The organism is Streptomyces sp. NPDC002513 (genome assembly GCF_053595355.1).
Genome location: NZ_JBSFXK010000041.1, coordinates 1 through 13,274 on the forward strand (window position 1 = coordinate 1; position 13,274 = coordinate 13,274).

The following is a 13,274-nucleotide window of genomic DNA, read 5'->3' on the forward strand; positions in this document are numbered from 1 at the left end:
TTCGGCGGGCATGGTGTGCCAGCCGAGGGTGGCCTGGATCTCGGTGCGCAGGGCGTGGTCGAGTTCGCGCAGGGGTCCTTCCTCGGCGGTGCCGACGGGGAGGACGGTGATGTCGTCGGGGGTGGGGGTGTCGGGGTGGAGTCCGGTGGTTGCCGGGTTGGTGGGCAGGTGGTATTGCCGTTCGCGGCGGCGGGTGGTGAAGCCGGCGCGCTGCCAGTGGGCGGTGAGGTCGGTGTCGGTCTCGTCGACCATGGTGTGCAGGGGGCGGGGCAGTTCGGCCAGCATGGCGGTAGCGAGCTGGTCGAAGGCCTCGGGGTGCCAGGTGTCGATGCTGATGAAGAGGCGTCCGTCGAGCCTGCGCCAGGTTTCGCCGCGACCGACCGGTCGGTCGTCCTGGAGGGCCTGCCAGTGTCCCGGCGCGGCCCGCTCGAGCACCGTCGCGTGATCGCTCGTACCGGGCGTGGACTGCAGTGAATTCATAGGGCTTACCTTTCGGGAATTCCTTGTCGAGGCGCTCCCGGCGAACTGTCGGCAGGGCCGGCTGCCCGGTTCGCTGCCATGGCCGAGAAGACGGGCAGCAGAGCCAGACCCACCACGTCGTGCAGGACGCCGGCCGTGGTGATCAGTTGCCTTATTTCTCGGTGCAGGAGCTGTGAGTCCAGCAACATGAGTTGTGCGCCGCGGGTGGCATCGCTGAGGTCTTCCGAAGTCATGGAGATCCTGCCCGTCGGGTCGCCTCACCGGTGACGGCGAGGGTTCTCGAACGGTAATACGGCACACTTCCCCGGACATCCCCTGAGTTGGTAGTTCACGGCTTCGCCCGATCACGCTGTCAGGCCGGGGGATAGTGGCGCCCCGCCCCGGATTCTTACGGTGAGCCGATAGCGAATTGGCGTGCGGTGCGAGGGAGAGGGCATGCGCTCGAGAATGTTCAAGGCCGTGCGGGACCGTAACGCGCGTCTGTATCTGGGCGGGGTGATCGTCTCGGGCTTCGGCGACGCGGCCATGCTGCTGGCCGCCGGAATCTGGGTGAAGACGCTCACCGGGTCGAACAGCCTCGCCGCACTCGTCGCCTTCTGCATGTGGCTGCCCACGCTGGCAGGACCCGCGATCGGCACACTGGCGGACCGGGTGCGCCGCCGCCCGCTGCTGATCGCCACCAACCTGGCCCTGTCCGCCGTGATGACCGTACTGCTCACTGTGCGCTCGCAGGGCGAAGTGTGGCTGCTCTTCCCTGTGCTGGCCCTGATCGGGGTGGGCATGGTCCTCACGAACGCGGCCGAGACCGCCCTGATGGCCGCCGCTGTGCCGGCTGAGCTGCGCGGTGAGTTCAACGGCCTGGTGCGCACCGCCATCGAATCCATGAAGCTCGTCGCACCGCTCGCAGGTGCAGGCCTGTTCACGCTGTTCGGCGGGCCGACGGTGGCATTGGTGGACGCGGTCACCTTCATCCTGGCCGCTGTCGCCTTCAAGCTGATCCGGGTACGGGAGGCCGCGCCCAGGGCCCGGGCGCGGGGGCCATGGACCGCCGAGACCGCCGAGGGCATCCGCTATCTGTGGCGTCACCCCGTGCTGCGCCCGCTGGTCGTCGCCGCCGGAACGGTCATGGTGCTGGCGGGCCTGAGTACCACGGCCACCTTCGCGATGCTCGACAGCGGTCTGCACCGCTCCGCGGCCTTCGCCGGTGTGCTGACCACGGTCCAGGGGCTCGGATCGATGGTCGGTGGCGTGGGGACGGGTGTGCTGATGCGGCGGATGCCGGCGCGCGCCGTCTCGGCGGCCGGACTCGCCCTGTTCGCCGTCGGCGTGCTGGCGCGGGCGACCCCCTGGCTCCCCGTCGTGCTGGGCGGCACCTTCGCACTGGGCGTGGGCGTGCCCTGGCCGGTCGTCATGGCGATGACGGCCGTCCAGAAGGAGACTCCGACGGAGCTGCTCGGCCGGGTCGCGGCGACGGCGAGCACCTTGATGTACGCGCCCACCGGGCTCGCCCTGCTGCTGGGCACCGGAATGGTGGCCGGCTTCGACTACCGCGTACAGACCGTCGTGGCCGGTATCTGTGGCCTGGCCGTGGCGGCGGCACTCGCCCTGACCGGCCGCAGCACGCCGAGGGCCGTGGCACCGACCGGCGCGCAGCCCGTACCCGCGACGGCCGCGGAGTGAGGCGACCGCTGCGGCCGGAAGTCAACGGCTTTGGTGCGACGGCCAGTTCAGCAAGATTCCTACTGACGAGACAAACGAACTCTGGTAACGTCAGCAGCGCCGTGACAACGACCGAGGAGGTGGGACCCGTGAACGCGACATCAGTGTGGGTGCTCCCCCTTCCCGTTACGGTCGGGCGATTGACGTAGGTATCGCCGGGAGCGCTTCGACACCAGGCACTCCCGAAGGGCAATACCTATGAACACTCTGCATTTCACTTCCCAGTCTGCGTCGAACGGCGTGGTCGAGCGTGACTTCTCAGTGGGCGACATCCCCGGTGTCCTCTGGTCACCGGCTTCCGGCGCCGATCGAGCCCCCCTGGTCCTGCTGGGCCACGGTGGCGGCAACCACAAGAAGCACCCGGCGATGTCCGGCCGGGCCGGCCTCCTCGTGAACGGCTGCGGCTTCCATGTCGCCGTCATCGACGCGCCCGGCCACGGCGACCGGCCGCTCACGGCGTACGACGAGCAGGAGATCGACGCCATGCAGCGGGCGATGGCGACGGGCGAGCCCGTCGGCCCGATCGTCGTCCGTTACAACGACCACCTGGCACAGCTCGCCGTGCCCGAGTGGCAAGCGACCCTGGATGCCCTCCAGAACCTCCCGGAGATCGGCGCGGAAGGGCCGGTCGGCTACTTCGGCCTCAATATGGGCACCGCGATCGGGGTGCCGCTGGTGGCGGTCGAACCCAGGATCACCGCCGCGGTCTTCGGCCAGCACTGGCCCGATTCCCTCGCCGAGAAGGCGAAGCGGATCACCATCCCGATCGAGTACGACATGCAATGGGACGACGAGCACATCCCGCGCCAATCCGCGCTCGCGCTGTTCGACGCCTTCGCCTCGAAGGAGAAGACGCTGCACGCGAACGCGGGTGCACACAAGGAGGTGCCCAGGTTCGAGGCCTACAGCGCGGTCCGGTTCTTCGCCCGGCATCTCGTCGGACCGCGCACCACATCGGCCTGACACGGTGAAACCGGTGCCCGGCCTGCGGGCAGGGCACCGGCATCGCGGCCCCGGCGGTCAGAGCGGGATGTTCCCGTGTCGTCGGGGCAGCGCGTCCACGCGCTTGTCGGCGAGGATCCGCAGGGCGTGCCCGACGCGTCGGCGGGTGTGCGAAGGCGGGATCACCGCGTCGATGTACCCGCGCTCGGCGTCGGCGTAAGGCGTCGCCTCGTACTTCTGCTCCAACTGGGCGCGCCGGGCCAGCAGCTCGGCGCCGTCCAGGCCCGCCAGTTCCTTGCGGTGGAGCACGCTGACCGCACCCGGCGCGCCCATCACCTCGATCTCCGCCGTGGGCCAGGCCAGGTTGATGTCGGCGCCGAGGTGCTTGGAGCCCATGGCGGCATACGCACCGCCGTAGGCCTTGCGCACGATGACCGTGATCTTCGGGACCATCGCTTCCGCGTACGCGTAGACCAGCTTGGCGCCGTGCCGGATGATGCCCTCCCACTCCTGGTCCGTGCCGGGCAGGAAGCCGGGCACGTCCACCAGGGACAGCACCGGCACATTGAAGGAGTCGCAGATACGGATGAACCGTGCGGCCTTCGTGGAGGCGTCGATGTCCAGGCAGCCGGCGAGGTGCAGGGGCTGATTGGCGACGACTCCGACGCTGCGGCCGTCCACGTGGCCGAACCCGACGATGATGTTCGGTGCGAACAGGGCGTGGACCTCGAGGAATTCGCCGTCGTCGAGTACGCGGCTGATCACCTCGTACATGTCGTACGCCTGGTTGGTCGAGTCGGGGATGATCCGCTCGAGCTCCCGGTCGGTCGGCGTGAGCCCATCGGGCCCCACCCCCGCCGGCGGGCTCGGCGGGGGATACGACTTCGGCTCGGACAGGTTGTTGCTCGGCAGATGGTCCAGCAGGCCCCTGACGTAGTCGAACGCGTCCTCCTCGTCCGAAGCCAGATAGTGCGCCACACCCGAGCGCGAGTTGTGCAGGTTCCCGCCGCCGAGTTCCTCCAGGCTGACCTGTTCGCCGGTGACGGTCTTGATGACGTCCGGCCCGGTGATGAACATGTTGCTGGTCTTGTCGACCATGACGATGAAGTCGGTCAGCGCGGGCGAGTACACGCCGCCGCCGGCACACGGGCCCATGATCAGCGAGATTTGCGGCACCACGCCGGAGCAGCGGACATTGCGGAAGAAGATTCCCCCGTACAGCGCCAGGGTGTCGACGCTCTCCTGGATGCGGGCACCGCCACCGTCGTTGATGCCCACGATCGGGCAGCCGATCTTGGCGGCGAGCTCCATCAGCTTGGTGATCTTGGCGCCGTGCGCCTCGCCGAGCGCTCCGCCGAACACGGTGGCGTCCTGGCTGAAGACGGCGACCGTACGCTCGTTGATCGTGCCGGTGCCCACGACGACCCCGTCGCCGTAGGGCCGGCGGGCCGCCATCACGGGGTCGGCGCACCGGTGCCGCACCAGCGCGTCGAGTTCCTCGAAAGAGCCGGGGTCGAGCAGCGCGTCGATGCGTTCACGCGCGGTCATCCGGCCGTTCGCGTGCTGCCGAGCGACCGCGGCCGCGCTTCCCGGCTGCACGGCGCTCTCCATGCGGTGGTGGAGGTCCGCCAGTTTCTCTGCCGCCGTGGGCGGGCCCGTCAACTCCTCGGCGACGTCGACGAGGAGCGCCTCGGTTTCGCTGGCAATGGTCATAGGTGGCGGGGCACGGCGCGAGCGGTCGCCCCTTCTCCCCTTTCAAGTCCGTGGCGGATGGCTCGGCTTCGGGCGGTCACGCACGCACGTCCTGCAGCGGTCGCCGGGTGCCGTCGGCGACGCATGCGGCCGCCTGTACGCGCAGAGCCCGCCGGTCCACCTTCCCGGCGGGGCCGAGGGGAAGGACCGGCAGCACCAGCAGCCGCTCCGGGAACTTGCGCGGCTCCATCCCGGCAGCGGCGAGATGGCCGGTCAGATCGGTCAGCGTCAGCCGCGCCGAGGTGGCCACACAGGCACACATACGCTCGCCGTACTGCGGGTCGGGTACCGGCACACAGGCCACATCGCGTATGGCGGGGTGGGTGATCAGCACCGATTCCACCTCTGCCGGGCTGATGTTGAGGCCTCCCCGGATGACCACGTCCTTGCACCGGCCGACGAGCGCGAGACGGCCCTGCTCGTCGAACACGCCCAGGTCTCCGGTGCGGGTCCAGCCGTCGGTGGTGCGCAACGTGCGATCCAGTTCAGGGGAGTTGAAGTAGCACATCGGCGACATCGGGCCCCGGGAGACCAGCTCGCCGGTCGTGCCGGGCGGCACGGGGACTCCGTCCTGGTCCACCGCCCGGATGTCCACCACCGCGGGGTTGGGGCGGCCGATGGTGCCGTCGAAGCCCGCGAGGCCGTTGTGGCAGCCGACGCCGTCGGCCGAGCCGTAGATCGGCACCACCGCGCAGTCCATGGTCGCGGCGGCGCGACGTGCGGTGTCCGGGTCCAGCGCGGCGCCCCCGATCACGACGGCGCGCAGGCTGCCGAGGTCGGTGTCATGGATGGCCGGCTCGTCCAGCAGCATGCGCAGCATCGTGGGTACGCCGAACAGATGGGTGACCCGGGCCGCCTCGACCATGGCGAGCGTGCCGGCGGCGTCGAAGGCGGGCCGCACGACGAGGGTCGCGCCGAAGGCCGCGAGGGTGACCGGGGTGCCGCTGGAGCCGAAGGCCGAACCCAGCGGCATGAGGAAGAAGTTGCGCATGGTGCCGGGATCGTCGTGCAGGGATCCCATCAGGGCGCCGCGGCCACCGGACAGGGCGTTGTGCGAGTACAGCACCATCTTCGGTTCAGCCTCGGACCCGGAGGTGACCAGCACGCGTACCGGTAGGTCGGGATCGACCGCGCGGTATACGAATGCGCCGGCATCGCAGGCGAGCAGCGTCTCGATCGGGACGCACCCCGCCACCTCGCCGCCGGCGGCGATGACGGCACGCAGGCCCGGCAGGGTGGCCATGTGCTCGCTGATGCGGGCCGCGCAGGGATGCCCGTGGTGTTCGGCGACCGTGATGACGGCGATGGCCCCGGACCGGCGCAGCAGATTCTCCGCCTCGCGTTCGCCGCGTCCCACCGGGAAGGGCAGCACGATGGCACCGAGGGCGGTCACGGCGAGTTCGGCCGCGCAGGCCAGCCGGCCGTTGGGCAGTTGCACCGCCACCACTTCGCCCTCGCCGATCCCCAGGCGGGTGAGGCCGGAGGCCAGCCGCCGGGTCATGTCGTCGAGTTCGTCGTAGCCGACGACGCCGTCGGCGTCGATCACGGCGGGTGCGGTGGGATCGCGCTCGACGTGGCTGAGGAACTGGGAGTACAGGTCTCGGTCCGGGTAGAGGCCCGCGGCGGCCCAGGCGCGGCGCTGCCGTGCGGGGATGTGGTCGATGTGCCGGACGGGGGTTCGGTTCACGGGATCTCCAAAGGTGTCGCTCGACGCGTCCGGGCGGTCGTCGCCGCGTGCGGACGGCGTCCTCGTCCTCAACTTCCGGCGAGGACCGAGGGCGCTTCCGCCGGCGTACGGGAGTTCTCCAGGCCCAGCGCCGCGTGGGCACGGGCTCGCAGCCAGGCACGGTCGGGTTTGCCGGTGCCGGTCACCGGTATGTACGAGCACGGGTCGATCACGGACGGCACATGGTTGTCCGAGAGCGCCTCGGACACGTGGGTGCGCAATGCCTCCGGGTCGACGGCGGTGCCGGGCAGGGCGACGACGGCGGCGTAGATCTGCTCCACCCGGTCGGCAGTCTCCACGCCGCAGACCGCGGCCTGGGCCACGCCGGGACCCTCGTTGAGGACGCGCTCGACGTCCTCCGGGTGGATTCTGATGCCCTTGACCTTCATCACGTCGGACAGCCGTCCGCTCAGGCGGAGGTAGCCGTCCTCGTCGAGGCGGCCCAGGTCGCCGGTGCGGACCCAGCCGTCCTGAATGGTCCGCGCGGTCAGTTCCGGCGCGTGCCAGTAGCCGGAAGTCAGCCACGGAGGGGCGCTCCACACCTCACCGATCCCGCCGTCGGCCACCTCGCCTCCGGTTTCGGGGTCACGGATGGCGAACCGGGCGGGAGCCAGGGGCCGGCCGACCGAGCCGCACCGGCCGATGTCCCGGTGGTCGTCCGGAAACAGCATGCTGATCACGCCGGTCTCGGTCGAGCCGTACACCTGGATGAGAATCGGGCCGAAGACGTCGAAGGCCTCGCGCAGCCGGCGGGGCGCCGCGGGGCTCCCGCCGTAGATGAGCTCGCGCAGGGTGGACAGGTCGGTGGCCGGCCGGTCGGGGTGCGCGGCCAACGCGTACACCTGTGGGGCGCCGAGCATGACCCGGGTGACGCGGTGTTCGGCGACGTCCCGGAGCACACCCTCGGCGTCGAACCCGTCACGGAGCACCACCCGGCCGCCAGTCATGAGCGTGTCGTCCGCACCGAATCCGCTGGAGTGGGTCAACGGTGCGGTGATCAGGAAGGTCGCCTCGGCACTGCGGCTCGCGGCGGACGTGATCATCTCGTTCTTGACCCCGAAACTCCAGCAGACGCCCTTGGGTTCGGCGCTCGACCCGCTGGTCAGAGTGATCACCGCGAGGTCGTCGTCGGTGAGGTCCGCGCACGCTGTGACATCGGTGCCCGAGCCGGTGGTGAGGTCGATGAGGTCCGGGTCGGCGGCGCCGAACACGGCCGCTGTCGGCGGTGCGACCAGACCGGCCAACAGGTCGCGGGCCCGCGGCACATGGGCCGGGTCGACCGCGAGCAGGTCGGCTCCCAGGCCGGAGAGGACAGCACGCTGCGACTCCAGCCCGAGCTCGTCGTCCGGGAGGGCCGCGTTGATGCCGCGGACATGCGCGGCGGTGGCGCCCACCAGGTTGGCGGCCCAGCGCAGGATCAGCGTGGCCGCGGTGTTCGGCTCGGTCAGGATGGCGACCACGGAGCCACGCGTGATGCCCCGCGCGCTCATCGCCGCGCCCGCACGGCGGGTGGCGTCGGCTGCCTCGCCGGCGGTGATGGTGACGCCCTTGCTGACCACCGCGGGAAAGTCTCGGTCGGCGTCGAACCGGGTCAGTAGCTGCTGGACATAGTGCTCATGCGTCGTGCTCATAGGCTGGTGTCTTCTTCGCTCGGGTTCGGTCAGATGCGGCGGGACAAAGGGGAGTTCAGGCGCCGGCTGCCCGGGGTCGCCGGCCGTCGATCGCCACGGGCAGCCGCTCCGGTCCGAAGAACAGCATGTCCGGCCGCCACTCGGTGTCCCCGGCCGAGCGCAGCCCCGGTACCCTGTGCAGCTCCCGGCACAGACCTTCGGCGACCAGCTTCGACAGCGCGGCTCCGAGGCAGTGGTGGATGCCCGCGCCGAAGGCGAGCGAGCCGGCTTCGGGCCGGTCGATGTCGAAGGTCTCCGGCGCGTGGAACGTGTGTGGATCGCGGTTCGCCGCGCCCAGCAGCAGTACCAGCACCGACCCCGCGGGCACCGTGCTCCCGTCCAACTCGACGTCCCGGGTCGTGTACCGACGGGTCACGTGGTATCCGCCGCAGTAGCGGAAGATCTCCGCCACGGTCCGCTCCACGGAGAAGTCACCGCTCTGTACGCGCTTCAGGGCGTCCTGGTCGGACAGGAGGGTGTGCATGGCATTGCCGAGCGTGGCGCTCAGCGCTGCGACACCCGCGCCGAGGATGGGCAGCAGCGCCATCGCCAGTTCGCTGTCGGTCAGCCGGTCCGGGGCGTCGCTCTGCTCGGTCACGTACGCGCTGATCAAATCGTCGCCGGGGTGGGCGCGCTTGGCGGCCACGAGCTGCTCGAGGTACTCGGACAGCGTCAGCGCGGCCTGGTCGGCCTGCCGTTGAACGGCCTGCCGTGTCGCCTCGTCCGCCCTCGGGTCGGGCTGCGGCATCGCTTCGAGCAGCAGCTTCCAGCAGCGCTCCTGCTCGGCCGCCGGCACGCCGAGCAGCCCGCCGAGGGCGGCCAGGCTCAGCGGCACGGAGACCAGTTCCTGGAAGTCGACGGTCTGTGACGTCGTACGGAGCAGACGGTCGAAGGCGGCCTTGGCCTGCTGCTCGACCATCGGGCCCAACTGCCGCAACTGACGGCTCGCGAAGCCGCGGGAGAGCTGGGCGCGCAGCCGGGTGTGCTCGGGCGGGTTGCGGAAGAACAAGGAGGAGAAGAACTGCTCCTGGCTGGCGGACGGTGTCCAGCCGGGCATCTTCTCCTTCATCCAGGCGGCGTCGATGACCTGGAACGTCTGCTTGTCGGTCAGCACTTGGTGGCATTCGGGCTGTCCCGTGACCAGCGTCATCCCCAGGCGCTCGCTGCGGTACACCGGGGTCAGCCGCCTCAACTGCTGGTAGTGGGCGAATGGTTCACCGTGTGTGCCGGGCGCCGTCACCAGGCGCACCAGGTCCTCGGCGTCCACCGGCACCGTCATGGTCTGTCTCCTCGTCAGTTCGGATCCTGTGCCCGGCACGCTAGGTCGGCGCCGACCGGCGGCACATCCCTCACCCGCACAGTCGGCGGGTTCAGCCGATATCGACCAGCACCTTGCCCACGGCCCCGGACTTGACCGCGTCCTGCGCCTCGCCGGTCTGCCGCAGGGGGAACCGTCGCAGCGGCAGCCCGGCCTCCTCGCCGACGCCGAGAGCTCCCGCGGCCACGGCAGCGGCGACATCGGCGACGGCGAGCTCCTTGTCGGCCGCCGGCATGGTCAGCGCCAGGACGAACCGGTAGCTCAGATTGCGCCCGATCAGCTGCGGGACCGGCAGCGTCAACTGGGCGTCCATTTCGGTCCCGTAGGCGGCGACTGTGCCGTTCGGGGCGAGGACGGCGAGGTCGGTGGCTGCGTTGGCCGCCGCCGCCACTTCGACGATCAGGTCCACCCCGCCGGGCGCGGCGGCGCGGATCTGATCGGCCGCTGTGTCCGAGCGGCGGTCGACCGTGTGCAACGCGCCCGCCGCGCGGGCCAGTCGGGCCTTCTCCACGCTGCCGACCGTCGCGATCACGGTGGCCCCGGACCAGTTCCCCAGCTGGATCGCGGCCTGCCCGACCCCACCCGCGCCACCGGCGACGAGTACGGTGCACCCGTCGAGGGCGCCGGGACCGAGCCGGTCGGGGCCGCGCCGGACGGACATCAGGCAGCGGTGCGCGGCCATCGTGCGCAGCCCGAGGCTCGCGCCGACCTCGAACGAGGCGTCCTCGGCCAGCGGGACGGCCTGGTGCGCCGGCAGCACCACATACTCCGCGGCCGTGCCGTGGGCACGCCGCCACCCCGCCTCCCAGATCCACACCCGCTCTCCGGTCCGCGACCGGTCGACGCCGGGGCCGACGGAGTCGATCACCCCGCTGCCGTCGTGGTGTGGGATGACTTCCGGGAACATCAATGCGCCGTTGACATGGCCGAACTGCCGGGATTTCCAGTCCGTCGGATTCACCCCGGATATGAGAACCCTGACCCTGACCTCTCCCGGTCCCGGCTCAGGTACCTCTCGCTCCACGAATTGAAGGACGTCGCAGCCGCCCACCGATGAATAAACAATTGCCTTCATCTCGACGACACTAACCACCGGTGGCCAGGCTGCCAACGGGGTACGGCCCCAGGCTGTCAGAGTGGGGGATGGGGGGCGGTGGACGGCTGCGCAACCATGCCGTCATGAACCCACAGGACTCTTCGAGCCATGCCCACGTACCGGTTCTCGTCGTGGGCGGCGGCATGCCCGGTCTTTCGGCCGCGCTGATGCTTCAGTTTCACGGCGTCGATTTCGTTCTCGTCGACAAGGGGGACGGCCTTTCTCCGCGGCCCAAGGCGCGCGGCGTGCACAAACGCACTACGGAGATATTCCGCCAGTTGGGCATTGAAGACAGCATGGCAGAGACGGCGGACGCCTTCATTTCGAGGAAGCAGGGCGCACTGGGTGTGCGCATCGGCGCCACCGTGATGACGTCTGAGCCGATGGAGGTCGCGCCGCGCGGCTACAAGGGTGACGAGCTCAGCCCGTCGAGGTTCCTGTTCGCTCCGCAGTCCGAAGCCGAGCAGGTACTCCTGAAGATCGCTCGTGAGCAGGGCTGCGATGTGCGCCTCGGTACCGAGCTCACCGCCTTCGCGGCGGACGCCGAAGGCGTGACCGCGACCCTCCAGGGCCCCGACGGCAGCAGCACGCTGCGGGCGGACTACCTGCTCGTCGTCGAGGCCGGCAACGGTCCGGTGCGCGACGCCTTCGGCACCGGCGGGTGGGAACTGCCCGCGTCCGAGCACTACATCAGTACGTACTTCCGTGCCGACCTCGGCGAGAAGGTCGCCGAGCTCTCCTTCAGCCAGTGCCGGCTCCTGGGCGACACCGTCCGCGGAATGATCGCGTCGACGAACTTCGACGACGAGTGGTCGCTGTACATCGAGTACGACCCCACGCGGGAAACCCTGGCGGACTATCCCGTGGAGCGGTGCGCCGACCTCATCCGCACCGCCGTCGGCGCGGGCGACTTCGACGTGGAGGTGCTGAAGCGTGAGGTCTGGGACACGGGCTCGTTCGTCGCCGACCAGTACCGGCAGGGGCGGGTCTTCATCGCGGGCGACGCGGCGCACCGCCAGCCGCCGTGGGGTGGTTACGCCCCGAACGTGGGCGTCGGCGATGTCCACAACCTCGTCTGGAAGCTGGCCGCCGTGCTGGCCGACCAGGCCGGTGACGGACTGCTGGACACTTACCGGGCGGAGCGCCGCCAGCGGGCGATCATCGCGGCGCAGCAGTCCGCGGTGATGAACGACTTCCAGGCTCGCTTCGGCGTCGAAACCCCCGAGAACGCGGCCTCGTTGGCGACTCTGATCGGCATGGAGCCGACGATGACCCGGTTCCGCTACGGCTCGTCCGAGCTCCACGTCGAGACGCTGGCCGGCCAGACCGGAACGCGTGTCCCGCACGTCTGGATCACCACCGTCGGCCGCAAGTACTCCACGCTGGACGTCTGCGGTCCCGGTTTCACCGTGCTGGCCGACGACGACATCGACGCGTGGCAGACCGCCGTGGCCGATGTCCGCACCGCGACCGGCCTGGACATCTCCTTCCTCCACGTCGATCCCACGACGACAGAGACCCCCGACGCCTGGCGCGACGAGGTCGGCCTCCCCGCCGGCGGCGCCCTGCTCGTCCGCCCCGACCAGCACGTCCTGGCCCGCTCCGACGAGGACCTGTCCCCGTCGACGCTCCTGGACATCGTCAAGCGCACGGTTGCGTAAGGAAGGAGGGCCACGCCAATGCACTTCACCGCAGAGACCTCGTCCGACGGTGTCGTTGAACGCGACTTCACCGTGGACGGGGTTCCCGGGGTGCTCTGGTCACCCGCGTCCGGCTCGGGCCCCGCGCCGCTGGTCCTGCTGGGTCACGGTGGCGGCCAGCACAAGCGATCACCGGGAGTCCTGGTCCGGGCCCGCCAGTTGGCGACCGGCCTCGGATACAGCGTCGCCGCCATCGACCTGCCCGGGCACGGTGACCGTCCGCCCACGGCGCGGGACGAACAGCAGTGGGCCGCGCTGGAGCGCGCGAAGGCCGAGGGCGAGTCGATCGCCGGGGTCGTTGTCGAGTACGGCGCCGAACTGGCGGAGCGTGCCGTGCCGGAGTGGCAGGCGACCCTGGACGCCCTCCAGGAACTGCCGGAGATCGGACGGCACCCGGTCGGCTACTCCGGCGCGATGCTGAGCACCGTGACCGGGGTGCATCTGATGGCGGTCGAGCCCCGGATCACCGCCGCCGTGTTCCGCTGCTTCTTCTGCAGCGACTCCATGCTCCAGGCGGCGGGGCGGGTCATCGCCCCGATCCAGTTGCTGCTCCAGTGGCACGACACGGACATTCCGCGCGAGGACGGCCTCGCCCTGTTCGACGCCTTCGGTTCGAAGGAGAAGACCTTGCACGCCAATGCGGGCACACATCACCAGGTGCCCCGGTTCGAGGCCGACAGCGACCTGCAGTTCTTCGCTCGGCATCTCGTTCAGGCGGTTCCTTCGCCGGCCTGACGCATCATGCGAAATCGGCCGCCCGGGCCAGCAGACCCGGGCGGCCGATTTCGCGTGGTCCGTCAGAGAAAGGGGGGTGGTGTCGGTGGCGAATCATCAATTCGGCACCGACACCACCCCCTTCACCGGGGCAGGC

Annotated in this window: 9 protein-coding genes and 1 pseudogene; 4 read left to right on the forward strand and 6 right to left on the reverse strand. The window is 70.2% G+C overall.

The window, feature by feature from the left end; all coding sequences use genetic code 11:
• Nucleotides 1-480 (reverse strand): annotated as a pseudogene (locus ACWD5Q_RS24200) (GNAT family N-acetyltransferase); the annotation flags it as partial.
• A 435-nt stretch (nt 481-915) separates the two neighbouring features.
• Between ACWD5Q_RS24200 and ACWD5Q_RS24205 the strand changes: the two are divergent.
• Both ACWD5Q_RS24205 and ACWD5Q_RS24210 read left to right on the forward strand, forming a co-directional pair.
• Complete coding sequence (locus tag ACWD5Q_RS24205) at nt 916-2,160, forward strand: MFS transporter (protein WP_451429118.1); 1,245 nt, start codon at nt 916-918, stop codon at nt 2,158-2,160.
• 237 nt (nt 2,161-2,397) lie between these two features.
• The gene (locus tag ACWD5Q_RS24210; protein ID WP_451429119.1) at nt 2,398-3,162 is read left to right on the forward strand and encodes an alpha/beta hydrolase family protein; all 765 of its coding nucleotides are present in this window, start codon (nt 2,398-2,400) and stop codon (nt 3,160-3,162) included.
• A gap of 57 nt (nt 3,163-3,219) precedes the next feature.
• Here ACWD5Q_RS24210 and ACWD5Q_RS24215 read toward each other — a convergent pair whose 3' ends face one another.
• The 5 genes from ACWD5Q_RS24215 to ACWD5Q_RS24235 form a co-directional block, all read right to left on the reverse strand.
• Complete coding sequence (locus ACWD5Q_RS24215; protein WP_451429153.1) at nt 3,220-4,752, reverse strand: acyl-CoA carboxylase subunit beta; 1,533 nt, start codon at nt 4,750-4,752, stop codon at nt 3,220-3,222.
• 178 nt (nt 4,753-4,930) lie between these two features.
• Nucleotides 4,931-6,580 (reverse strand): class I adenylate-forming enzyme family protein, encoded by a 1,650-nt coding sequence (locus ACWD5Q_RS24220; protein WP_451429120.1) that lies wholly within the window; start codon nt 6,578-6,580, stop codon nt 4,931-4,933.
• Between the two features lie 68 nt (nt 6,581-6,648).
• On the reverse strand, nt 6,649-8,250 hold the full coding sequence (locus ACWD5Q_RS24225; RefSeq protein WP_451429121.1) for a class I adenylate-forming enzyme family protein: 1,602 nt from the start codon (nt 8,248-8,250) through the stop codon (nt 6,649-6,651).
• Between the two features lie 55 nt (nt 8,251-8,305).
• Complete coding sequence (locus ACWD5Q_RS24230) at nt 8,306-9,568, reverse strand: cytochrome P450 (protein WP_451429122.1); 1,263 nt, start codon at nt 9,566-9,568, stop codon at nt 8,306-8,308.
• 91 nt (nt 9,569-9,659) lie between these two features.
• Nucleotides 9,660-10,682 (reverse strand): NADPH:quinone reductase, encoded by a 1,023-nt coding sequence (locus tag ACWD5Q_RS24235; protein ID WP_451429123.1) that lies wholly within the window; start codon nt 10,680-10,682, stop codon nt 9,660-9,662.
• Nucleotides 10,683-10,786: 104 nt separating this feature from the next.
• Between ACWD5Q_RS24235 and ACWD5Q_RS24240 the strand changes: the two genes are divergently transcribed.
• A complete protein-coding gene (locus ACWD5Q_RS24240; RefSeq protein ID WP_451429124.1) occupies nt 10,787-12,364 on the forward strand; it encodes an FAD-dependent monooxygenase in 1,578 nt (525 codons plus the stop codon).
• 18 nt (nt 12,365-12,382) lie between these two features.
• On the forward strand, nt 12,383-13,138 hold the full coding sequence (locus tag ACWD5Q_RS24245) for a dienelactone hydrolase family protein (protein WP_451429125.1): 756 nt from the start codon (nt 12,383-12,385) through the stop codon (nt 13,136-13,138).
• Nucleotides 13,139-13,274 lie beyond the last annotated feature (136 nt).

Excerpts from the sequence above, each read along its gene's own strand:
- ACWD5Q_RS24205 (WP_451429118.1), top strand. The coding sequence starts at position 916 with ATGCGCTCGAGAATGTTCAAGGCCGTGCGGGACCGTAACGCGCGTCTG.
- ACWD5Q_RS24210 (WP_451429119.1), top strand. The coding sequence starts at position 2,398 with ATGAACACTCTGCATTTCACTTCCCAGTCTGCGTCGAACGGCGTGGTC.
- ACWD5Q_RS24215 (WP_451429153.1), bottom strand. The coding sequence starts at position 4,752 with ATGGAGAGCGCCGTGCAGCCGGGAAGCGCGGCCGCGGTCGCTCGGCAG.
- ACWD5Q_RS24225 (WP_451429121.1), bottom strand. The coding sequence starts at position 8,250 with ATGAGCACGACGCATGAGCACTATGTCCAGCAGCTACTGACCCGGTTC.
- ACWD5Q_RS24230 (WP_451429122.1), bottom strand. The coding sequence starts at position 9,568 with ATGACGGTGCCGGTGGACGCCGAGGACCTGGTGCGCCTGGTGACGGCG.
- ACWD5Q_RS24235 (WP_451429123.1), bottom strand. The coding sequence starts at position 10,682 with ATGAAGGCAATTGTTTATTCATCGGTGGGCGGCTGCGACGTCCTTCAA.
- ACWD5Q_RS24240 (WP_451429124.1), top strand. The coding sequence starts at position 10,787 with ATGAACCCACAGGACTCTTCGAGCCATGCCCACGTACCGGTTCTCGTC.
- ACWD5Q_RS24245 (WP_451429125.1), top strand. The coding sequence starts at position 12,383 with ATGCACTTCACCGCAGAGACCTCGTCCGACGGTGTCGTTGAACGCGAC.